This window comes from Pseudomonas sp. NPDC090755 (assembly GCF_044769005.1).
Lineage (GTDB): Bacteria > Pseudomonadota > Gammaproteobacteria > Pseudomonadales > Pseudomonadaceae > Aquipseudomonas.
This window is the reverse complement of sequence record NZ_JBIVXC010000005.1, coordinates 274,507-296,505: the sequence shown is the minus strand read 5'-3', so window position 1 is coordinate 296,505 and position 21,999 is coordinate 274,507. Positions and strand designations below refer to the sequence as shown.

Genomic DNA, 21,999 nt, shown 5'->3' with positions numbered 1-21,999 from the left:
GGGCTTATTCGGCGATCTGCAGCTTGCGTGCCTCGGTGTAGACGTAGCGGACCTTCTCGTACTCGAACGGCGAGTTCAGCTGGCCATAACGCAGGTTGGTGGTGTAGCGCTTGTCGACGGCGCGCAGGGCTACCAATTCCGGATGATTGCTGCTGACTTCGGCAACGTTGAGGAAGTTGATCTGGTTTTCGGCGACGAAATCCACTGCCAGGCCACCGGTGTCACGCAGGTTGGACGGGCCCAGGAACGGCAGCATCAGGTAAGGCCCGTCGGGCACGCCGTAGAAGCCCAGGGTCTGGCCGAAGTCTTCACCCTGGTGGGGCAGCCCCATTTTGCTCGCCGGGTCCCACAGGCCTGCCACGCCGATGGTGGTGTTGAGCAGCAGGCGCGCGGTGATTTCCATCGAGCGCTGGCCCTTGAGTTGCAGCAGGCTGTTGAGCAGGTTGGGCACATCGCCCAGGTTGCTGAAGAAGTTGCTGACGCCGGAGCGCACGAAGCCTGGCGTGATGTAGCGATAGCCATTGACCACCGGCAACGCCACCCACTGGTCGAATCGGTAGTTGAAATGGTAGAGCCTGCGATTCATCGCCTCGAACGGGTCATAGACGTTGAGCGCCGCCAGGGTCGAGCGTTCGAACTCGCGCTGGTCCAGGCCAGGGTTGAACTTGAGTTCCTTGAGCGGCGCGGCGAAACCGTCGGCCTCGACCACACTGGCACGTGGTGCGGTCTCGTCCGCCTGGGCCAGGCCGCTGGCCAGCAATGCAGATACGAGCAGAAAACGTTTAACCACGGAAAAACTCCAGCATGGCGTCGCTGTTGACGCGGTAGTTGAGGTTGCCGCAATGGCCGCCGTGGGGGTACAGGGTCAGGCGATCGCCGAAGGCACTGCGCAGGAAACCAAGATCGCCCGGGCCCAGGATGACGTCGTCGGCGTTGGTCATCACGGCAATCTTCTGGCTTTGCTGCAGGTAGTCCTTGAGGGCATAGAGGCTGACCTGGTCGATCAGTTGCAGCAGGCTGCCGCCATCGGTGCGCGCCCGCCACATGGGAATAACCTGTTCGGTCAGGTAGCAATCGAAGTCGCACTGCAGGGCCCGCTTGAAGAACGGCGTAAGGCTGCTGCTCTCGGTGATCGGGTACTTGGGCGGAGTGATCAGCCCGCGGCGGTTGATCAGGTCCGAGGTGAAGGCGATATCGGCGGCGGAGAAGCGGAACGACGTGCCGATGAGCATGGCCATCTGTTCGTTGCTCAGGTGTTGGCGCGACTGCTGGAAGTCATAGAGCAGGGCATCGTTGAGGTCGATGTAGCCTCTTTGCTGGAAGTAGCGGGTCAGTTTGTTCAGCACCAGTTCGTAGAAGGTGGTGCTGTTGTTGACGCCTTTGACCTCGGTCTGCACCAGTTTGTCCAGGTTGGTGACCGAGGTGTAGAGGTTGACCGGCGGGTTGAGCAGCAGCACACGCTTGAAATTGAAACTGCGCCGGGTTTCGTCCAGATGGCTGACGAACGCGGCGTCCAGGGCGCCAAGGCTGTAACCGCTGAGGTAGAACTCGCTGACCGGCAGTTTCGGGTGCTGGGCCCGCACACCTTGCATGACGCGGTACAAGTCCTCGGCGTCATCGCGGCTGACGCCCGGGGTGGCGTAGCGCGAGGCCGAGGTCATGAAATCGAAGCTGGTGGGCGAGGACAGCTGCACCACATGGTAGCCGGCCTTGTAGAACAGTTTTTTCAGGTATTCGTTGATGCTGCTGGAGTAGGGCGCTCCGGTACCGGCGATGAGGAAGATCAACGGCGCTTCGTGGTCCTGGCGGGCCAGGCGGTACTTGAGCTGCTTCACTGCCCAGAAGTTTTCCGGCAGGGTGAAGGAGCGCTCCGGGCGCATGTTCAGGCTGTAGTCGGACTGGTCGATGTCATCGTCGCTGGGCAACTCCGGACGCAGCTCCGGTGGCGTGGTGGCGATGGTCGCCTCGAACGGGTTGGTCAGCGGGTAGCCGTAGCTGGCGGCATCGACATCCTGCGCTGACGCGGACGCACTCAGGAAAAGGCCGCCGGCGAGGGCAGCAAGGCGCAGTAAACGAAGCATGACGGATCCCCAAAAAAGCAGCAGCAAAGTGCGTTACGCAGGCTAGGACCCAAGGTCCGCGGCAAAGTTGCCTGGCGCTCCGGCCTTTATCGTCCCAGATGTTGCCGGTTGCGAGTGTGATGCAGCAACAATTGGTTCCATTTATCTTCTGTTCAAAGTAGCCGAGGTTGGCGCTTTTGCCTTGCATAGAGCGCGCGGGCCTTTATGCTGGGCGCCGATTTCGAAGATTACGGAGCCCTCCATGTCCCGCCGTTTGCCACTGATCGCCTTGTTGCTGTTCCTGCCCTTGTGGCTGGCGGCCAGTTACGGGGTGCGCTATGGACTGATGGAGGATGCCCAGTGGGTTGGCGCCTGTGCCGATCAGGCCCAGCTCTGGCAGTGCCAGGCGCGTTCGGCCCTGGGGCTGCTGATTCACTTTCGGGTGATTGCCTGGACGGCGTTGGGTCTGGCGCTGCTGGCCCAGCTGGTGCCCGGGCGGGCTGGCTGGCGGGTGGCGGTGCTGGCGCTGGTGGCCGGGGTTCCGGCGCTGGTGTTGTACAGCGCCTCCATCGCAGTGTTCGCCGTGGTGCTGGCGGGGTTGCGGTTGGTGCGCCGTTCCCGCTGAGCCCAAGGTATTGCCGTAGCCGCTGCCGCCAGGCTGCGATCGGCCGCGAAGCGGTCGTAGGGGGTTACCTGCATTGCGACTGCTGCGCAGTCGATCGCAGCCTGGCGGCAGCGGCTACGGTTGTGTTCAGCGTATGCCCCGAACCCGCAAGCTACGCCACAATGCCGCCACCATCAGCACACTCACCCCCGCCCAGACCAGCGCCTGCTGGTTGCTCAAGCCCTCGCGAAACAGCTGCGGCGCGATCCCGGCGCCGACAATGAAGGCCAGCAGGCCGATTTCGGCCCTTGGTCCGCGCACCGGGCGCAGCAGGTAGACCACCGCCGGCAGCACCAGCGCAGCGCTGGGGAAGGTGCGATAGCGCGGGTCGAACACCAGCGCCAGCATGCTCACCGCCGCGGCAAAGCCCGCTGCTGCCAGCCACCAGCCACCGCGCGCCTCGAGCCAGGCGAAGGCCCGCTGGCGCCAGCCATCGCGCTGGGCCAGGGCCAAGGCACCATGGGCCAGTACGATCAGGTTCAATCCGGCAAGCAGCACCGCCCAGATCCACTCACCGGCAAAACGGCTGTTGATCCGCGCCAGTTCGCCCCACAGCCCCAGGCTGGCTGCACCCAGCGCGGCCAGCTGGGGCAGCAGCAAGGCCGCGCGGGTGCCGCGCACGCGGCCGGCCAGCAGCAGGGTGGTGAAGAACAGCGCGACGCAAACGCCCAGCCATTGCGGCCAGAGCGCCAGGTTGCTGACCGGGCCTTCGAGGATGCCCTTGTCCTGGCGGTCAGCGTCGTACAGGCCCCAGTAGCCCCCCACCGCACCTTCGCTGGCACGTTTCCAGGGCTGGTCGAAGGCTTCGATCAGGTTGTAGTGCCAGCCATGTTGTTCGGCCATGGCGACGAACCCGCGAATGAAGCGCGCCTCGTTGACCGGGCTGGGCAGGGCGGTTTCGCGCTGGCGGCCTTCGCTGGGCCAGCCGGTTTCACCGATGACGATATCCTTGGGAGCGAAGCGATTGCCGAACACCTGGCGGATTTCGCCCACGTGCGCCAGGGCATCGTCGATGCCCCGTGGATCATCTTCCCAGTAAGGCAGCAGGTGGATGGTCAGGAAGTCCACGGCCGGGGCGATTTGCGGATACTGCAACCAGAACTCCCAGACGTCGGCATAGGTGACCGGCACGTTGACCTGGCTTTTCACCTGGTGGATCAGGCTGACCAGTTGCGGGCCGGTGACTTCCTTGCGCAGCAGCGTCTCGTTGCCGACGATCACCGCCTTGACCACGTCGGGGTTGGCGTTGGCGGCGGCAATCAGCGCCTTGACTTCTTTTTGGTTGTCGACCGGGTTGGCGTTGATCCAGGCGCCGAGCATGACTTTCAGGCCATGCTTGCGGGCAAGGCCGGGAATGGCTTCAAGCCCGGTCATCGAGTAGGTACGGATGCACTCGAAGCGCTGGGCCAGCAGGGCGAGGTCGGCGTCCATGCGCGCCGGACGCAGCTTGAACGGCTGGTCGAAGGGCGATTGGTCCTTGTCGAAGGGGGTGTAGGAGGCGCACTGCAACTTGTGCGAGGCGCTGGCCGCGTCAGGCAGTACAACCGGCTTGCCCAGTCCGTACCAGAGCCCTCCCAGCGCCAGCAGGCCGAGCAGGCAGGCGAACAGATAGGACATCAGCGGGAAGCGGGCAGTCGAGGACATGGATCAGGCCATCAGGGAACAAAGCCGCCAATAGTACCCGCAAATGGCCCCGGCTAAAGCCTTGAACCACAAAGTTGACCGGGCTGGGTGTTGCCTGATGTAACGGTACACCTTGCTGGCTTAGTGATGTCGTTTCTCGATGCCTTGAGGTCGCTGCCAGAGCAGGTCAGGGACCATGCGCGGTTGATGATGCAACTTCCGTTGACGAGACGAGGGGATGCTTTGATGAAAATGCGACGACTCCTGGGCGTGGGCACCGCCCTGATGATGGCCGTTGGCGCTGCGCAAGCGCTGGCCAAGGAAGTGAGCATCGGCTACGTCGATGGCTGGTCCGACAGTGTGGCGACCACCAACGTGGCCGCCGAAGTGATCAGGCAGAAACTCGGTTACGACGTCAAGCTGCAGGCCGTGGCCACCGGGATCATGTGGCAGGGGGTGGCGACTGGCAAGCTCGATGCGATGATGTCGGCCTGGTTGCCGGTGACCCATGGTGAGTACTGGAGCAAGAACAAAGACAACGTGGTCGACTACGGTCCCAACTTCAAGGACGCCAAGATCGGCCTGATTGTTCCCGAGTACGTCAAGGCCAGCTCCCTGGCCGATCTCAAGAGCGACGACAGTTTCAAACACAAGATCGTCGGTATCGACGCCGGTTCCGGGGTCATGCTCAAGACCGACCAGGCGATCAAGGACTATGACCTGAACGGCTACAAACTCCAGGCCAGTTCCGGCGCGGCGATGACTGCGGAGCTGGGCCGCGCCTATGCCAAGCAACAGTCCATTGCCGTGACCGGTTGGGTGCCGCACTGGATGTTCGCCAAGTGGAAGCTCAAGTTCCTCGAAGACCCCAAAGGCGTATACGGCGCTGCCGAGACCGTCAACAGCATTGGCAGCAAGGAGCTGGCGAGCAAGGCACCGGAAGTGGCCGACTTCCTGAAAAAGTTCCAGTGGCAATCCAAGGATGAAATCGGCGAGGTCATGTTGGCCATTCAAGAGGGCGCAAAACCCGAAGCCGCAGCCAAGGACTGGGTGGCCAAGCACCCTGAGCGCGTCGCCGAATGGACCGCTAAATAACATCTGAAGCCTCTATCCGGCACCTTCCAGGGCCGCAGCACCAGAAAAGGTGCTGCGGCCCTTGTCGTTTCTGGCTGTTACCGAATCGGTAAAACAGTGTTGCATCTAAGACTAAGGTCGTCTGGAGCGCGTCCAAAGGCAGCATAAAGTGGAGTGGGTTCTACCTAATCTGTGCTGCGAGGACAAAAACAATGAACGACAGCATTTACCTCTCGATACAAAACAGCTCGCGGTTCAAGGAGCTGGTGTCAAAACGCGAACGTTTCGCCTGGATCCTCTCGGCGATCATGCTCGGTCTCTACTCCGCCTTCATCCTGTTGATCGCCTACGGCCCGCAAGTCCTTGGGACCAAACTCAGCCCTGACTCGTCGATCACCTGGGGCATCCCCCTGGGCGTCGGTCTGATCGTGTCGGCGTTCATCCTCACCGGTATCTACGTGCGTCGTGCCAACGGTGAGTTCGATGAGCTGAACAAGGCGATTCTGAAGGAGGCTCAGCAATGATCCGGCGTCTACTGGCAACCCTGGCCTTCGGCGCTTTCGCACCCGCCGTCTGGGCCGCCGACGCCCTCACCGGCGCGGTGCAGAAGCAACCTTTGAACATGGCGGCGATCCTGATGTTCGTCGCCTTCGTCGGTGCCACCCTGTGCATCACCTACTGGGCGTCCAAGCGAAACAATTCCGCCTCCGACTACTATGCCGCGGGTGGGCGAATCACCGGCTTCCAGAACGGCCTGGCGATTGCCGGTGACTACATGTCGGCCGCCTCCTTCCTGGGTATTTCCGCCCTGGTGTTCACCTCTGGCTACGATGGTCTGATCTACTCGATCGGCTTCCTGGTCGGCTGGCCGATCATTCTCTTCCTGATCGCCGAACGCCTGCGTAACCTGGGCAAATACACCTTTGCCGACGTGGCCTCCTATCGCCTGGGTCAGAAGGAAATCCGCACCCTGTCGGCCTCGGGCTCGCTGGTGGTGGTGGCGTTCTACCTGATCGCGCAGATGGTCGGTGCCGGCAAGTTGATCCAGCTGTTGTTCGGCCTGGACTACCATGTCGCGGTGATCCTGGTCGGTATCCTGATGTGCCTGTACGTGCTGTTCGGCGGCATGCTGGCCACCACCTGGGTACAGATCATCAAGGCGGTGCTGCTGCTCTCCGGTGCCAGCTTCATGGCACTGATGGTGATGAAACACGTCAACTTCGACTTCAACGCGCTGTTCTCCCAGGCCATCGAGGTTCACCCCAAAGGTGAAGCGATCATGAGCCCGGGCGGTCTGGTGAAAGATCCGGTCTCGGCCTTCTCCCTGGGCCTGGCATTGATGTTCGGCACCGCGGGCCTGCCGCACATCCTGATGCGCTTCTTCACTGTCAGCGACGCCAAGGAAGCGCGCAAGAGCGTGCTGTATGCCACCGGTTTCATCGGCTACTTCTACATCCTGACCTTCATCATCGGCTTCGGCGCGATCCTGCTGGTGAGCACCAACCCGACCTTCAAGGACGCTGCCGGCGCCCTGATCGGCGGCAACAACATGGCCGCCGTGCACCTGGCCGATGCCGTGGGTGGCAGCGTGTTCCTGGGCTTCATCTCGGCCGTGGCCTTCGCCACCATCCTGGCGGTGGTCGCCGGCCTGACCCTGGCCGGTGCTTCGGCGGTGTCCCACGACTTGTATGCCAGCGTGATCAAGAAGGGCAAGGCCAACGAAAAGGATGAGATCCGCGTCTCGAAGATCACCACCATCGCCCTGGCGGTACTGGCGATCGGCCTGGGCATCCTGTTCGAAAGCCAGAACATCGCCTTCATGGTCGGCCTGGCGTTCTCCATCGCCGCCAGCTGCAACTTCCCGGTACTGCTGCTCTCGATGTACTGGAAGAAGCTGACCACCCGTGGCGCCATGATCGGCGGCTGGATGGGCCTGGTCAGTGCCGTGGCGCTGATGATCCTCGGCCCGACCATCTGGGTGCAGATCCTCGGCCACGAGAAAGCCATCTACCCGTATGAGTACCCGGCGCTGTTCTCGATGCTCATCGCCTTTGCCGGTATCTGGTTCTTCTCGGTCACCGACAAGTCCAAGGCGGCTGATAAAGAACGCGCGCTGTTCTTCCCGCAGTTCGTCCGCTCGCAGACCGGCCTGGGTGCCAGTGGTGCTGTTTCCCACTGACGCCTGCGCCGCTGCACAAAAAACGCCCCGCTAGTCGGGGCGTTTTTTTTTCGGAAATTTACTCGTATCGCCAGGAAATTTCCCAAGGACGGCCGGAACCTTCCTGCTCTTTGTAAGCCTGCACTTACGAATAATTTCTCCCGCCAACAGCATTTCGCTGAACCGGCAGTGAGCACGGGGGCGGCCAGGTCAGCCGACTGAGAGATCACCGTGGTCTTCGACGCGGATGTTTGGCTTTGCGCTGATTCCTACGAATTTCCGGACCTTTGCCTCAGAAATGCCCGGCCTGTGTTTCAGACCCGCCAAGGGGCGATGCGCGGCAATACTAATTTGCCACATGGCAGCTTTGCTCCGAGGTATGAAAATGACTGTTCGCGGGTTGTTCTCTTTGGGTGTGCTCCTGTCCGCCGGCACCTTGCAGGCGGCTTGGGAACGCAATGCCGGTACCCTCTACGATGACCTGGAGGGGGGTAGAAGCACCTTGCTCAAACGGGTGCGTGAGTTTTCCGCCCGGCTCGGCCGGCCGTATCGATTCGAATTGCTCGAAGGTGAAAGCCGTCGGGAAATGACCTTCAAGGGCTGACCATGCAAAAAGCGCTCGTCGTGGATGATCATCCCTTCATCCGCTCCACCGTCTGTACCCTATTGCGCCAGGACCGACTGGAGGTCATCGGCCAGGCCGACAATGGCCTCGACGCGGTACGCATGGCGCGAGAATACGTGCCGGATATCATGATCCTCGACATCACCTTGCCCGGGCTCGACGGCCTTGAGGTGATTGCCCGCACCCGGGCCATGGAACGACCGGCCAAGGTGCTGGTGCTGACCTCGCAGCAGGCTGACTATTTTTCCCTGCGCTGCATGCGCGCCGGGGCGCTGGGCTTCGTGTCCAAGTCCGATGACCTGGTTGAGCTGAGCAAGGCGGTGACGGCTGTGCTGTCGGGCTTCACTTACTTCCCGGCGGTGGCCTTCAGTTCGGTGAACCGCCATGACATTCAGGCCACCGAGGCGCAGCGCATTGCCAGCCTGAGCGACCGTGAGCTGATGATCCTGCAACAACTGGCACGGGGCTTGAGTAACAAGGCCATCGGTGAGGCCATGCTGCTGAGCAACAAGACCATCAGTACCTACAAGACCCGATTGCTCGAGAAGCTCAGGGTGAAGTCACAGGTTGACCTGGCGAATATCGCCAGGCGCAACCAACTGATCTAGTCCTGCCTGGCTGTGGGAAAGTATGCGCTGCTGGTGCTGTTGCTGTGCTATCTGTCACCTGTCCTGGCAGGTGATGGCGTGCCTCGCCTGCACGGCCGCAGCACGCTCTCAGGCCCGCACCTGCAACTGGCCGACAGCGACCTGCGCTGGCTGTGGGCTCATCGCCAACTGCGCCTTGGGGTGGTGCGGCCCGACAAGCCGCCCTTCGATATCCTCGGCACCGGTCGACAGTACGAAGGTATCAGCGCCGACTACGCCCAATTGATCGCTATGCAACTGAACCTGGCGGTTGATGTGCGTACCTATGACACGTTCACGTCTGCTGTAAGCGCATTGCAGGCAGGTGACATCGATATATTGAGCAGTGTCACCGCCACCCAGGCTCAGCAAGCGGGTGTGCGCTTGTCGCAGGCCTATGCCTCCGACTGGCCGGTGTTGGCCAGTCGTGAAGGCAGCCCGGAAGTAAAAGGACCTGTGCGCCTGGCGATGGTGCAGGGCTATCGGTCGGTCGAGCACGTCACGCAGTTGTACCCCCAGGCCCAGGTGCTGGCGTTTCCTTCGACCCTGGGCGCCATGGCGGCAGTCGCGCTTGGACAGGCCGATCTGTACCTGGGCAACGCCCAGGCCAGCTGGCACCAATTGGCCAAGCAGCAGTTCGATAACCTGAAGATCGAAGGCTATGCGGCCGTGCCCGGCCAGCCGATCGGTTTTGCCGTGGCAGAGCGCAACGGACCGCTGCGACGGCTGATCAACCGGGTATTGATCAGTATCGAAGACGCCCAGCACGAACGTATCCAGCGGCGCTGGAACGCTGTGGAACCGGGATGGCGAGACCGGACCCGGGTCACGCTGAGCGCGGCCGAGCAACACTGGCTGGACAGCAATCCCCGGGTGCGGGTGGTGCTCGATGAACAGTTCCTGCCGTTCAGCTACCGCGACGCCCAGGGCCGTCACCGTGGCCTGAGCATCGATGTGTTGCGGCGCATCGGGCGCATGACCGGGTTGAATTTCGAGATCATCCAGGGCGGCACCATGGCGCAGATGATCGAGCAACTGCATCAGGGTGACGTCCAGGTCATGGCCGTGTCGACGCCCAGTACGCTGCGTGAGCGGCAACTGAGCATCACCCGTGCTTATTTCAGCACCACACGTGTACTGGTCACGCGGGATTCACCGCAGGCACCGATCAGCCTGGAGCAGTTGGCGGGGCAACGCCTGGCGCTGATCCATGGCAGTGTCCTGGAAGACTACCTGCGCCGCGACTATCCGCAGATCGAGCAGGTGGTGGCGCAAAGCCCGACCCAAGCCTTGCGTCTGGTCGCCCAGGGGCAGGCCGATGGTGCGGTGCTGGCCCTGGAGGCAGCACGGTACCAAGTCGCCCGCAGTTACCCGGAACAGCTCAAGATCAGTGCCGCCCTGGCTCTTGAACCCGTACACCTGGCCCTGGCTACGGCGCGTGGGGCGCGGGAGCTGCACTCGATCCTGGACAAGGCGCTGCTGGGCCTGACACCGCAGGAACTGGGTGAATTGCTGCAGGGGTGGCGCAACGAGGTGATCGTCGCCGAAGGCTTCTGGCCAAGGCTGCGCTGGCGGGTCCTGCAGGGCAGTGCCGTGGCGGGGGTGGTCGTGCTGCTGGCGTTGTCCTGGATCCGCGCCTTGCGCCGTCAGGTCCGCTTGCGTGAGCAGGCCGAGCGCGTGCTGGCCGATCAGCTCGATTTCATGCGCGAGATGATCGACCGCATGCCCCACCCGATCTATGTGTGCGACGACAAGGGGCGATTGCTTGCCTGTAACAGCAGCTACCTGCAAACCCTCGACGTGTCGCTCGAATCGGTTATCGGGCAGCCGGTGGGTGAGTCCGAGCAACTGGCCTGGCAGCGGGTGTGGCGCGAGGTGCTGCGCACCGGCCAGGTCAGCGTCGAGGATTGCCAGGTGGTGCTGGGCAATAGCCGGCGGCACATGACCCTCAACCATTGGATGTTGCCCTATCGACACCAGCGCCAGGGGCATGTCGGGGTGATCGCCGGCTGGATCGATGTCACTGACCGCCAGCGCCTGCAGGTCCGCCTGCAAGGCGCCAAGCAGGAAGCCGAGCGCGCCAACCTGGCGAAGACGCATTTCCTGGCCACCATGAGTCACGAAATCCGCACGCCCATGAATGCGCTACTGGGCATGCTCGAGCTGTCCTTGCGCAAGGCCCGCCAAGGGGTGGCGGACCGGTTGTCGATCGAGGTGGCCTCGGATGCCGCGCGCGGCTTGCAGTCGCTGGTTGGCGATATCCTCGATGTCTCGCGCATCGAGGCAGGTCAACTGCAGTTGGTGCCGCGGCGGACACAGGTGCGGACCGAGGTGGAGGCGGTGGTGCGACTGTTCGAACAGCAGGCGCGTGACAAGGGGCTGGCACTGCGGGTGGATTATCAAGGGCCGGTGGACACCCAGCTGATGCTCGACCCGATGCGCTTTCGGCAAGTGCTCGGCAACGTGCTGAGCAATGCCCTCAAGTTCACCCCGGCCGGCCACGTACGGGTTCACCTTGGCCTGCACCCGCAGGGCGGGCGTCTGGCGCTGGCCATGAGTGTCGAAGACACCGGCATCGGCATTCCTCCTGCCGAGCTGGCACAGCTTGGTGAGGCTTTCCGTCAGGCCAGCAATTGCAACCAGTCAGCGCGACGTGGCAGTGGTCTTGGCCTGAACATCAGCCGGACCCTGTGTCGGCTGATGGGGGGCAGCTTGCAGTTGTACAGCCGTCTGGGTGCAGGAACCCGGGTCGACGTAAAGCTGCTGCTCGAGCGCAGCAAGGGCGAGGGCGACGAACCGGCAGGCGCCAGCAGCCCGGAGGACAACCTGGTGCAGGCCCGCTTGCGCGTGCTGGTCGCGGAGGATTACCCGCCCAACCGGTTGCTGCTGGTGCAACAACTGGAATACCTCGGTCATGAGGTCAGCGTGGCCGAAGAGGGGGGGGCAGGCATTGCGTGCCTTCCTCGGCGAACGCTTCGATGTGGTGATCAGCGATTGCAACATGCCCGGGCTCGATGGCTATGCCCTGGTGCGTGCAATACGCCTGCACGAGTCGCGGTGCCTGGCACCGCCTTGCCTGGTGCTGGGCATCACCGCCAATGCCCTGGCGCGAGAGCGCCAGCGCTGCCAGGCGGTGGGCATGAACGACTGCCTGTTCAAGCCCCTGAGCCTGGAGGCGCTGGCCGAAGGACTCGATCGCCACACGCCGTCGCAACAGCGCGATTGCCCGTCGGATGGCGCGTTTCAATCCCTGCTCCACCTGGCCCGGGGCAACACGTTGGCAGCTCGGGCGCTGCTTGAGGATTTGCTGCGCAGCAACCGCCCGGACCTCAAGCAGTTGATGCTGGCGCTGCGGGTCAATGACCGGGCAACCCTGATGGCGCTCGCCCACAGGATCAAGGGTGGGGCAAGGATGATCAGAGCCGGCGAGCTGGTGACTGCGTGTGAAGCGCTTGAGCGCCAATGTACCGCCAGCCGGGGCTCGGCGGATGGTGTGCGTCACCATGGCTTGAGCGTACGGGACGCCATCCTGGCACTGCAGGCGAGCCTGCTGCAGGCCCGGCGCCAGCTGGATGCTGGCGACCGGGCCGGCCTGGGGTCATATCATGCCCAGCAACAACAGCACCAGCAGTACCACCAGCACAACGCCGAGGACCCCCGAGGGACCATAGCCCCAGTTGCGCGAGTGGGGGAAAACCGGTAAGCCACCAATCAACAGCAGGATCAGGATGATGATGAGTATCGTGGTCATGTCGGAATCCTTGCATAGGGTGAGAGAGTGGGTGTGGGCAATCCTCTGTTCGGCCCTGGGAATCATGGCCGCCTATCCATTGCGACCTGTGCGGTGGTGCAAAAGTTTTACCGGTCTGCCTGCGAGCCACGTTTGCCTGCGCCATTCAGCATCCTGATAGCGGGTCTGCGCGGCCCGGGCCTTCGCTACACTGGCGATCACTTTCCAGGACAGAACAAGGCTTGCTGCTATGCAGAACCGCATGATGATTACCGGTGCCGGCTCCGGGCTCGGCCGCGAGATTGCGTTGCGCTGGGCGCGCGAGGGGTGGCAATTGGCGTTGGCCGATGTCAACGAGGCGGGCCTGAAGGAAACCCTGGCCCTGGTCAGGGATGCCGGCGGCGATGGCTTCGTACAGCGCTGCGATGTCCGCGACTACAGCCAGCTGACCGCGTTGGCCCAGGCCTGCGAGGAGAAATTCGGCGGCATCGATGTGATCGTCAACAACGCCGGCGTCGCCGCCGGTGGCTTCTTCGCCGAGCTGTCCCTGGAAGACTGGGACTGGCAGATCGCGATCAACCTGATGGGCGTGGTCAAGGGCTGCAAGGCGTTCCTGCCCCTGCTTGAGCGCAGCAAAGGGCGGATCATCAACATCGCCTCGATGGCGGCCCTGATGCAGGGACCGGCCATGAGCAACTACAACGTGGCCAAGGCCGGTGTGCTGGCGCTTTCCGAAAGCCTGCTGATCGAGCTGCGCCAGCAGGAAGTGGCAGTGCACGTGGTGTGCCCGTCGTTCTTCCAGACCAACCTGCTGGACTCTTTCCGTGGCCCGACACCCGCCATGAAAGCCCAGGTTGGCAAACTGCTGGAAAGCTCGCCGATCAGCGCCGCCGACATTGCCGACTATATCCATCGGCAAGTGGCCGCTGGCGAGTTCCTGATCCTGCCCCACGAGCTGGGGCGTGAAGCCTGGGCGCTCAAGCAGCGTAACCCGCAGGCGATTTATGACGAAATGGCCGGCATGGCTGAGAAAATGCGCGCCAAGGCCAGGCCGTCGCAGGCTTGAGTGAGTGCATCGGGTATTCTGGGCGGTCTTTGAATGGCCTTGAGTACCCGATGTGATCAACTACCTGTGGTTTTTTCTGGCGGCGGTCTTTGAAATCGCCGGCTGCTATGCGTTCTACATGTGGTTGCGGCTGGGCAAGAGTGCCTGGTGGATTGCCCCGGCGTTGCTCAGCCTGACCCTGTTCGCCTTGATCCTCACCCGCGTCGAAGCGGCGTATGCCGGGCGTGCCTATGCCGCGTACGGTGGCATCTACATTGTCACGTCCTTGCTGTGGCTGGCGCTGATTGAGCGTGCGCGACCCCTGGGCAGTGACTGGATCGGTGCGCTGTTGTGCGTACTGGGAGCCAGCATCATTGTGCTGGGGCCGCGCCTGCACAATGCCTGAGGCGAGGAAATCCCGGTCAATTTGTAGGCAAATTCAGCGCAGCAAGTAGGCTGCGTCTAATTAGTTGTAGGGGCGTTGATGGAGGCCTACACCCAGGCCAGTCTCTGAATTCCATTTGTGGAGGACCAGAGACATGTTGGTAATTGGCCGAGAAGTGGGTGAAGTCATCGTCATTGATGACCATATCAGGATCAAGGTGATTTCCGTCGATGGCAACGAGGTGCGCTTCGGTATCTGTGCCCCCCGCCATGTGGACGTGCACCGGTCGGAAATCTACCGGCGCCTCAATGAAACGCTGGCCAAGGAAACGGACTGATCAGTCGAACAGTTCCTTGGGTATCTCATGCTTGGCCAGCAGCTGGCATTGCTGGCTCTCGAGGTCGAAGAGGATGAAGGCCTGCCCCTTCGCCAGGGCCTGGCGCACGCGCAGGACGCGGGTTTCCAGGGGCGTGTCGTCGCCGTTGTCGGTGCCGTCGCGGGTGACGAAGTCCTCGATCAGGCGGGTGAGGGTTTCGGCTTCCAGTTGGTCGTAGGGAATCAGCATGGGCAGGACAGGCTTGGCGAAGTGATCGCCTATGCTACGCGAAACCTGTCCTGGCTGTGTAGGCACGGGCGTTTCAGTTGCGCTTGCCCTTGCCGCGAATCAACTCGCGCAGCATGAAGCGATTCGGGTGGCAGGCCTCGGCGACGCTACGCGGTACCGGCAGGGGCGCATTGTCGGCCCAGGCGGCGATCAGTTCGCCCGACAGGGGCGCGGTGATCAACCCGCGAGATCCATGGCCGCTGTTGATGAACAGTCCATCGAGCCAGGGGCAGGGCGTGTCCGGGATCTGCCGGGCATCCTTGGCCAGCACCGCGTAGTCCTGCTCGAAGGCTTGCCGGTCAGCCAGCGGGCCAACGATCGGCAGGTAGTCGGGGCTTGTGCAGCGGAAGGCGGCGCGACCCTGCAGGGTGTGCGGGTCGATCTCATGGGCGCCGAGGCGCTCGGCCAGGTCAGCGGAAATTTCTTCCAGCAGACCGAGGTTGCCGATGTGCTCGCCGACGGTGGGGGTGAGGTCGGTGCTATGGAAGTCGAAACTGGCACCCAGGGTGTGCTCGCCGTCACGGGGCGGTGCAACATAGCCGTCGGCACAGACCACGGTGCCCAGGACCTGGCTGCGCGCCGTGACGGGCAGGCGGGTGATCTGGCCGCGAATACGCTTGAGTGGCAGGCTTGCGCAGGGCTCGAAGCGCTGGATCTCGGCCGCGGTGGCCAGCACCACCAGTGGCGCACTGGCCAGCAGTTTCTCGCTTTCCCAGGCCTGCCACAGGCCCTCGACCTTGCGCAGCTGCAGCACCTGATGGTGGGGCAGCAAGGTGATGTTCGGATGCCGCAATTGTGCCTGGCACAAGGCGGGCGGATGCACCCAGCCACCTTCCGGGTAGAACAGACCGCCGCAGGCCAGGGTCACCCCGGCCAGTGCCTGCGCCTGTTCGCGGTCCAGGCGTTCCAGCAATTGCGGGTCGAAGGCCTCGGCCAGCAGCGCCTGGCGCTGGTCTTCCTTGGTATCGAAGGCCAGTTGCAGGACCCCGCAAGCGTCCCAGTCACGGCCTTTTTGCAGGGCTTCGAGCAGGCGCCGGGTGTAGCCGAATCCGCAGAGGATCAGTCGTGACAAGGCCGTGCCGTGGGCCGAGAGCTTGAGGTAGAGCACGCCCTGTGGGTTGCCTGAGGCCTCGGCTGCCGCGGTGGCGTGGCGCTCCAGTACGCTGACCTGCCAGCCTCGCGCCGCCAGGCTCGCCGCCGTGGCACAACCGGCAAGACCGGCACCGATCACCAGGGCCTGGCGCGGGCCGGGCAGGGCCGTGGGGCGGGCGAACCAGGGCGCTGCAGGCGGCTCGGGTTCAAGGTCGGTGGGTCGACCGCCAAAGACCCCGCGCAGGATCTCCCACTTTTTGCCGATGCCGGGAATGCGCTTCATCTGGAAGCCCACCGCAATCAGCCCGCGACGTACCCAGCCAGTGCTGGTGAAGGTGCCGAGGGTGGCGCCTGGCGCGGACAGCCGGCCGACCTGGGCGAACAGTTCCGGTGTCCACATCTGCGGGTTCTTGGCCGGCGCGAAGCCGTCGAGGAACCAGGCATCGACCTGGGCATCGAGTTGCGGCAACTGCTCCAGCACATCGCCGATCATCAGGGTCAGGCGTACCCGGCCCTGGTCGAAGACGAAGCTCTGGAAGCCCTCGTGCACGGCCACATACTGCGCCAGCAATTGGGTACTGAAGGGCGCCAGTTCCGGCCACAGGGCCAGTGCGCGGGTCAGGTCGGCGCGGCTGAGGGGATATTTCTCCACGCTGATGAAATGCAGGCGGGCATCGGCAGCGGCGCACGCGTCGAACAATTGCCAGGCGCAAAAGAAGTTGAGCCCGGTACCGAAACCGGTTTCACCGATCACCAGGCCTCGACCGGGTTGCAGTGCACTGAAGCGCTGGCGCAGGTCGTTCTGGTCAATGAATACGTGACGGGTCTCTTCCAGGCTCTGGTCCTTGGAAAAGTAGATGTCATCGAACTGGCGCGAATGGGGTCGGCCCTGGTCGTCCCAGTCGATCTGGGCGTAGTGGATTACATCGGTCATGGTCGGCTCGGGTGGGGCTAGAGCGGCATTTTAGCCGATCGCAGGTCCCCTGTTGGACTGACCTGCGGCAATCTTTGTCCAGGCAGACAATGTTGAGCGCGATCCGCTAGTCTTGCTTATCCATGTAGGGAGCCTGGTATGTTCGAATCCGCGGAAATTGGTCATAGCATTGACAAACAAACCTACGATGCCGAAGTGCCGGCACTGCGTGAAGCCTTGCTCGAGGCACAGTTCGAACTCAAGCAACAGGCGCGTTTCCCGGTGATCGTGCTGATCAACGGTATCGAAGGGGCGGGCAAGGGCGAGACGGTCAAGCTGCTCAACGAATGGATGGACCCGCGCCTGATCGAAGTGCGCACCTTCGACCAGCAGACCGATGAAGAACTCGCCCGTCCGCCGGCCTGGCGCTACTGGCGGGCACTGCCGGCCAAGGGCCGCATCGGTATTTTTTTCGGCAACTGGTACAGCCAGATGCTCCAGGGGCGGGTGCATGGCCAGTTCAAGGATGCGGTACTCGACCAGGCCATTCGCGGCGCCGAGCGCCTGGAAGAAATGCTCTGCGATGAAGGCGCGCTGATCTTCAAGTTCTGGTTCCACCTGTCCAAGAAACAGATGAAAGCCCGGCTCAAGGCGCTCCAGGACGACCCGCTGCACAGTTGGCGGATCAGCCCGCTGGACTGGCAGCAATCGGAGACCTACGACCGCTTCGTGCGCTTCGGTGAGCGGGTGCTGCGTCAGACCAGCCGCGACTATGCGCCCTGGCATGTGATCGAGGGCGTCGATCCCCATTACCGCAGCCTGGCCGTCGGCCGCATCCTGCTCGAAGGGTTGCAGACGGCGCTCAAGGTCAAGCATGCGCCGGTGCACCAGGCCAACATCGCACCGCTGGGCATGAGCATCGATCATCGCAGCCTGTTGGGCAGCCTGGACATGACCTTGCGCCTGGACAAGGGCGACTATCAGGAGCAGTTGATCACCGAGCAGGCGCGACTGTCTGGCCTTCTGCGCGACAAGCGCATGCGCCGCCATGCCCTGGTGGCGGTGTTCGAGGGCAACGATGCCGCCGGCAAGGGCGGCGCCATCCGCCGCGTGGCCGCGGCGCTGGACCCGCGCCAGTACCGCATCGTGCCGATTGCCGCGCCCACCGAAGAGGAGCGCGAACAACCCTACCTGTGGCGCTTCTGGCGCCACGTGCCGGCGCGGGGCAAGTTCACCGTGTTCGATCGCTCCTGGTATGGTCGGGTGCTGGTCGAGCGGGTCGAAGGTTACTGCAGCCAGGCCGACTGGATGCGCGCCTATGGCGAGATCAACGATTTCGAAGAGCAGCTGAGCATGGCCGGTGTGGTGGTGGTCAAGTTCTGGCTGTCGATCGACAAGCAGACGCAACTGGAGCGTTTCCAGGAGCGGGAGAAGACCCCGTTCAAGCGCTTCAAGATCACCGAGGAAGACTGGCGCAACCGCGACAAGTGGGGGCTGTACGAAGAAGCGGTGGGCGACATGGTCGACCGCACCAGTACCGAAATTGCACCCTGGACCCTGGTCGAGGCCAATGACAAGCGCTGGGCCCGGGTCAAGGTACTGCGCACGATCAACGAGGCGCTGGAGAAGGCGTTCAAGAAAGACAAGGGCTGAGGCCCATCGCCGGCGATGCCGGCTCCCACACGAACATGGTGGGAGATACCGTCTTGATTGCCTGATGGTGTAGCCGCTGCCGCCAGGCTGCGATCGGCGGGCTTTCCCCGCGATTTAGCGCTGCAACGCATCGCGGGGCAAGCCCGCTCCTGCAGGCAGTCGATCGCAGCCTCGTTCCTCGGCAGCGGCTACACAGAATGACGGCGACCATCGCCGGCTCTTGTGGCTGGTATAGCCGGCGATCGGGGTTGCAGGAACCCAGGGAATGAGATGCTGAAATCTTTTCCGCAATTGTACCTGTCGGCCCCCCGTATCCAGCCCGTAGAATCCAGTTTCCCCCCACTAAAGGGCTTTCGAGGCTGGTATGCACATTTCTTCCGGACGCTGGGTCTATGGCCTGTCACTTTCGCTGCTGACGGCCCTGCTCTGGGGCATCCTGCCGATCAAGCTCAAACAGGTGCTGCAGGTGATGGACCCGATCACCGTGACCTGGTTTCGCCTGCTGGTTTCCGGTGGCCTGCTGCTGGCCTGGCTGGCAGCGAGCAAGCGCCTGCCTTCGTTCAAGCCCTTGGGGCGCAAGGGCTGGGGCCTGGTGGCGCTGGCCACCTTCGGCCTGGTCGGTAACTATGTGCTGTATCTGGTCGGCCTGAAACTGCTCAGCCCCGGTACCGCGCAACTGGTGGTGCAGATGGGACCGGTGTTGTTGCTGGTCGCCAGTGTGTTCCTGTTCAAGGAGCGATTCAGCCTGGGGCAGGGCGTGGGCCTGGTCATCCTCCTGCTTGGCTTCGGCCTGTTCTTCAACCAGCGCCTGGAAGAACTGCTGACCTCCCTCAGCGTTTACACCACAGGCGTGCTGACCATTCTGCTGGCAACGACGATCTGGGTCTTCTATGCCCTGAGCCAGAAGCAACTGCTGACGGTGTGGAATTCCATGCAGGTGATGATGGTGATCTACCTGTGCTGTGCCGTGCTGCTGACGCCCTGGGTACATCCGCTTGAAGCGCTGCAACTGAGTCCGTTGCAAGGCTGGCTGTTGCTGGCCTGCTGCCTCAATACCCTGGTGGCCTACGGTGCATTCGCCGAAGCCCTGGCTCACTGGGAAGCCTCGCGGGTCAGCGCGACCCTGGCGATCACGCCGCTGGTGACCTTTGTCGCCGTGGCCCTGGCCGCCTGGTTCTGGCCCGACTACGTGCACGCCGAGCAGATCAATAGCCTGGGCTATGTCGGTGCAATGGTGGTAGTGCTCGGTTCGGCGCTGACCGCGCTGGGCCCTTCGCTGGTGGCCGGCTGGCGGGCCAGGCGTTTGCGCCTGGCCCGGTGATTCAGCCTTTCTTGCCGGGCTCGAGCATGTCTTGCGGGCGTACCCACTGGTCGAACTGCTGGTTGGTCAGGTAGCCCAGGGTCAGCGCGGCCTCACGCAGGGTGGTGCCTTCGCTGTAGGCTTTCTTGGCGATTTCCGCTGCCTTGTCGTAACCGATATGCGGGTTGAGCGCTGTCACCAGCATCAGCCCGCGCTCCAGGTGCGCGGCCATCTGCTCGGTGTCCGGTTCGATGCCGGCCACGCAATGCTGCTGGAAGTTGCGACAGCCGTCGGCCAGCAACTCGATCGATTGCAGCAGGTTGTGGATGATCACCGGTTTGAACACGTTCAATTGCAGGTGTCCCTGGCTTGCGGCAAAGCCGATGGCCGTGTCGTTGCCCAGTACTTGGCAAGCCAGCATTGACAGGGCTTCGCACTGGGTCGGGTTGACCTTGCCGGGCATGATCGAGCTGCCCGGCTCGTTCGCCGGCAGGCGCACTTCGGCAAGCCCGGCGCGGGGGCCGGAACCGAGCAACCGCAGGTCGTTGGCCAGTTTCATCAACGCCACCGCCAGGGTCTTGAGGCCCCCGGCCAGGGTGGTCAGCGGCTCGTGCCCGGCCAGGGCGGCAAACTTGTTTGGCGCGGTGACGAAAGGCAGGCCGGAGAGGGCAGCCAGCTCCGCGGCAATGGCTTCGGCAAAACCGTGCGGCGCATTCAGCCCGGTGCCGACCGCGGTACCGCCCTGGGCCAGTTCGCACACCGCCGGCAGGGCGCCACGAATCGCCCGTTGGGCGTACTCGAGCTGGGCCACGTAGGCCGAGACTTCCTGGCCGAAGGTGATCGGTGTGGCATCCATCATGTGGGTGCGGCCGGTCTTGACCAGGTGCTGGTGGCGCACGGCAAGTTCGGCCAGGCCCGAGGACAGCTCGGCAATCGCCGGCAACAGCTGGTGCTGGACGGCCTGGGCGGCGGCGATGTGCATGGCGGTGGGGAAGCAGTCGTTGGAACTTTGCGAGCGATTGACGTGGTCATTGGGGTGGACCGGCACCTTGCCACCGCGTCCCTTGCCGGCCAGCTCGTTGGCGCGACCGGCGATCACTTCGTTGACGTTCATGTTGCTCTGGGTGCCACTGCCGGTCTGCCAGACGACGAGCGGAAACTGGTCGTCGAGCTGGCCATCGAGGACCTCGTCGGCGGCCTGCTCGATCAGCCGGGCAATATTGGCCGGAAGGTCTCCGTTGCGGTCGTTGACCCGTGCGGCGGCTTTCTTGATCAGCGCCAGGGCATGCAGGACGGCCAGTGGCATGCGCTCCTTGCCGATGGCGAAATTGATCAGCGAGCGTTGCGTCTGGGCACCCCAATAGGCCTGGTCAGGAACTTCGACCTGCCCCAGGCTGTCAGTTTCGATACGACTCATGCTGCGAACACTCCCTTGTGGTCTGAATTCGCAGTTTAGGTCCCTTTTCGCCGTAGCGGATCCAACGCTCGTCGTTCCACTTGAGTGCCGTGCCCTAGTCAGCGCAGAATGCTCTACTCTGGGGTACTACCTCCTCTGTCTAATGAAGGAATTCCGATGACCCGTCTTCGCGCCCTTTGCACCGCTGTTGCGCTGGTCTGCGCCAGCGGCCAGGTGCTTGCCGACACCGCCAGCCACAACGCCAGTGCCGAAAAATTCCTCATGATGGCGCACGCCGACAAGCTGGGTACCCCGGTCTACATGCAGGTGCAGCAGATGTTTGCCCAGCGTTTCGAGCAGACCAAGGCCCCGGCCTCGAAGAAAGCCGTACTCGACAGCTACCAGGCCAAGGCCAACGCCGCCCTGGACCAGGCCATCGGCTGGAACAAGCTCAAGCCTGACATGGTCAAGCTGTACACCAGCACCTTCAGCGAAAGCGAGCTCAAGGACCTGGTCGCTTTCTACCAGTCGCCGCTGGGCAAGAAAGTCATGGAAAAAATGCCCCAGATCACCCAGCAGTCGGCCCAGCTGACCCAGCGCAAGCTCGAAAGCGCGGTGCCGGTGGTCAACAAGCTGCTGGCTGACATGACCAAGGAACTCGATCCGAAAGCCGGCCAGGCCGCTCCGGCCAAGAAGCCGTAAGCGGAGCCTGACATGAGCATGCAACAAAAGATCGAACAGAGCCTCCAGGCGCTGGCACCGCAGCACCTGGAGGTGCTCGACGAGAGCCATATGCACAGCCGTGGCCAGCAGACCCACTACAAGGCCGTGCTGGTCAGCGAGCAGTTCGAGGGCTTGAACAGCGTCAAGCGTCACCAGAAGGTCTACGCCACCCTGGGTGAGCTGATGGGGCAGTTCCATGCCCTGGCCCTGCACACCTATACCCCCGCCGAATGGCAGAAAGTCGGCGTCGCGCCTGCTTCGCCCACCTGTGCCGGTGGCAGCAAGCACTGATTTTATCGTCAGCTTTTTGTTAGAATGTGCAACGCGC

20 protein-coding genes and 2 pseudogenes are annotated in these 21,999 nt (G+C 63.0%); 15 read left to right on the top strand and 7 right to left on the bottom strand.

Annotation, left to right across the window (positions count from 1 at the left end):
* Positions 1-4 precede the first annotated feature (4 nt).
* A complete protein-coding gene (locus ACIQUS_RS11200; protein WP_403046745.1) occupies positions 5-790 on the bottom strand; it encodes a VacJ family lipoprotein in 786 nt (261 codons plus the stop codon).
* Complete coding sequence (locus ACIQUS_RS11195) at positions 783-2,081, bottom strand: serine/threonine protein kinase (protein WP_403046742.1); 1,299 nt, start codon at positions 2,079-2,081, stop codon at positions 783-785. The genes ACIQUS_RS11200 and ACIQUS_RS11195 overlap by 8 nt, the downstream gene beginning before the upstream one ends.
* Before the next feature lie 241 nt (positions 2,082-2,322).
* Between ACIQUS_RS11195 and ACIQUS_RS11190 the strand changes: the two genes are divergently transcribed.
* Complete coding sequence (locus ACIQUS_RS11190; RefSeq protein ID WP_403046739.1) at positions 2,323-2,685, top strand: hypothetical protein; 363 nt, start codon at positions 2,323-2,325, stop codon at positions 2,683-2,685.
* Between the two features lie 126 nt (positions 2,686-2,811).
* On the opposite strand, the gene ACIQUS_RS11185 is transcribed toward ACIQUS_RS11190, so the two are convergent.
* The gene (locus ACIQUS_RS11185) at positions 2,812-4,368 is read right to left on the bottom strand and encodes a beta (1-6) glucans synthase (RefSeq protein WP_403046736.1); all 1,557 of its coding nucleotides are present in this window, start codon (positions 4,366-4,368) and stop codon (positions 2,812-2,814) included.
* A 225-nt stretch (positions 4,369-4,593) separates the two neighbouring features.
* Here ACIQUS_RS11185 and ACIQUS_RS11180 point away from each other — a divergent pair, with 225 nt between their 5' ends.
* From ACIQUS_RS11180 to ACIQUS_RS11150, 7 genes and pseudogenes are all read left to right on the top strand, one after another.
* The gene (locus ACIQUS_RS11180) at positions 4,594-5,442 is read left to right on the top strand and encodes a glycine betaine ABC transporter substrate-binding protein (protein ID WP_403046734.1); all 849 of its coding nucleotides are present in this window, start codon (positions 4,594-4,596) and stop codon (positions 5,440-5,442) included.
* 191 nt (positions 5,443-5,633) lie between these two features.
* The gene (locus ACIQUS_RS11175; protein ID WP_285861211.1) at positions 5,634-5,945 is read left to right on the top strand and encodes a DUF485 domain-containing protein; all 312 of its coding nucleotides are present in this window, start codon (positions 5,634-5,636) and stop codon (positions 5,943-5,945) included.
* Positions 5,942-7,600 carry a cation acetate symporter gene (locus tag ACIQUS_RS11170; protein WP_403046730.1) on the top strand — a complete coding sequence of 553 codons (1,659 nt, stop codon included), beginning with the start codon at positions 5,942-5,944 and terminating at the stop codon, positions 7,598-7,600. The genes ACIQUS_RS11175 and ACIQUS_RS11170 overlap by 4 nt, the downstream gene beginning before the upstream one ends.
* A 364-nt stretch (positions 7,601-7,964) precedes the next feature.
* Positions 7,965-8,183, top strand: coding sequence for a hypothetical protein (locus tag ACIQUS_RS11165; protein WP_403046727.1), 219 nt, complete (start codon positions 7,965-7,967; stop codon positions 8,181-8,183).
* A gap of 2 nt (positions 8,184-8,185) precedes the next feature.
* Positions 8,186-8,812 carry a response regulator gene (locus ACIQUS_RS11160; protein WP_403046724.1) on the top strand — a complete coding sequence of 209 codons (627 nt, stop codon included), beginning with the start codon at positions 8,186-8,188 and terminating at the stop codon, positions 8,810-8,812.
* A gap of 12 nt (positions 8,813-8,824) precedes the next feature.
* A pseudogene (locus ACIQUS_RS11155) lies at positions 8,825-11,590 on the top strand (transporter substrate-binding domain-containing protein); the annotation flags it as partial.
* Between the two features lie 154 nt (positions 11,591-11,744).
* Positions 11,745-12,311, top strand: a pseudogene (locus ACIQUS_RS11150) (response regulator); the annotation flags it as partial.
* 117 nt (positions 12,312-12,428) lie between these two features.
* On the opposite strand, the gene ACIQUS_RS11145 reads toward ACIQUS_RS11150, so the two are convergent.
* Positions 12,429-12,581 (bottom strand): DUF3309 family protein, encoded by a 153-nt coding sequence (locus tag ACIQUS_RS11145; protein WP_403046721.1) that lies wholly within the window; start codon positions 12,579-12,581, stop codon positions 12,429-12,431.
* Between the two features lie 229 nt (positions 12,582-12,810).
* Between ACIQUS_RS11145 and ACIQUS_RS11140 the strand changes: the two genes are divergently transcribed.
* The 3 genes from ACIQUS_RS11140 to csrA all read left to right on the top strand — a co-directional run bounded on the left by ACIQUS_RS11140 (position 12,811) and on the right by csrA (position 14,327).
* Positions 12,811-13,626, top strand: coding sequence for an SDR family oxidoreductase (locus tag ACIQUS_RS11140; protein ID WP_403046718.1), 816 nt, complete (start codon positions 12,811-12,813; stop codon positions 13,624-13,626).
* A gap of 52 nt (positions 13,627-13,678) precedes the next feature.
* The gene (locus ACIQUS_RS11135) at positions 13,679-14,011 is read left to right on the top strand and encodes a YnfA family protein (protein ID WP_403046716.1); all 333 of its coding nucleotides are present in this window, start codon (positions 13,679-13,681) and stop codon (positions 14,009-14,011) included.
* Positions 14,012-14,144: 133 nt separating this feature from the next.
* Positions 14,145-14,327 (top strand): carbon storage regulator CsrA, encoded by a 183-nt coding sequence (gene csrA, locus ACIQUS_RS11130; protein WP_403046714.1) that lies wholly within the window; start codon positions 14,145-14,147, stop codon positions 14,325-14,327.
* Here the strand turns inward: csrA and ACIQUS_RS11125 are convergent, their stop codons facing one another.
* A complete protein-coding gene (locus ACIQUS_RS11125) occupies positions 14,328-14,555 on the bottom strand; it encodes a YheU family protein (RefSeq protein ID WP_403046712.1) in 228 nt (75 codons plus the stop codon).
* 73 nt (positions 14,556-14,628) lie between these two features.
* Positions 14,629-16,620, bottom strand: a complete 1,992-nt coding sequence (gene mnmC / locus ACIQUS_RS11120) for a bifunctional tRNA (5-methylaminomethyl-2-thiouridine)(34)-methyltransferase MnmD/FAD-dependent 5-carboxymethylaminomethyl-2-thiouridine(34) oxidoreductase MnmC (RefSeq protein WP_403046710.1) — start codon at positions 16,618-16,620, stop codon at positions 14,629-14,631.
* 138 nt (positions 16,621-16,758) lie between these two features.
* Between mnmC and pap the strand changes: the two genes are divergently transcribed.
* Positions 16,759-18,252, top strand: coding sequence for a polyphosphate:AMP phosphotransferase (pap, locus tag ACIQUS_RS11115; protein WP_403046708.1), 1,494 nt, complete (start codon positions 16,759-16,761; stop codon positions 18,250-18,252).
* A 364-nt stretch (positions 18,253-18,616) separates the two neighbouring features.
* Complete coding sequence (locus ACIQUS_RS11110; RefSeq protein ID WP_403046706.1) at positions 18,617-19,573, top strand: DMT family transporter; 957 nt, start codon at positions 18,617-18,619, stop codon at positions 19,571-19,573.
* A gap of 1 nt (position 19,574) precedes the next feature.
* Here ACIQUS_RS11110 and ACIQUS_RS11105 read toward each other — a convergent pair whose 3' ends face one another.
* Positions 19,575-20,969 carry a class II fumarate hydratase gene (locus ACIQUS_RS11105; protein WP_403046704.1) on the bottom strand — a complete coding sequence of 465 codons (1,395 nt, stop codon included), beginning with the start codon at positions 20,967-20,969 and terminating at the stop codon, positions 19,575-19,577.
* Positions 20,970-21,125: 156 nt separating this feature from the next.
* Between ACIQUS_RS11105 and ACIQUS_RS11100 the strand changes: the two genes are divergently transcribed.
* Together ACIQUS_RS11100 and ACIQUS_RS11095 are read left to right on the top strand one after the other, a co-directional pair.
* The gene (locus ACIQUS_RS11100; RefSeq protein ID WP_403046702.1) at positions 21,126-21,650 is read left to right on the top strand and encodes a DUF2059 domain-containing protein; all 525 of its coding nucleotides are present in this window, start codon (positions 21,126-21,128) and stop codon (positions 21,648-21,650) included.
* A 12-nt stretch (positions 21,651-21,662) separates the two neighbouring features.
* Entirely contained in the window at positions 21,663-21,962 is a 300-nt protein-coding gene (locus ACIQUS_RS11095; protein WP_285861195.1) for a BolA family transcriptional regulator, read from the top strand.
* Positions 21,963-21,999 lie beyond the last annotated feature (37 nt).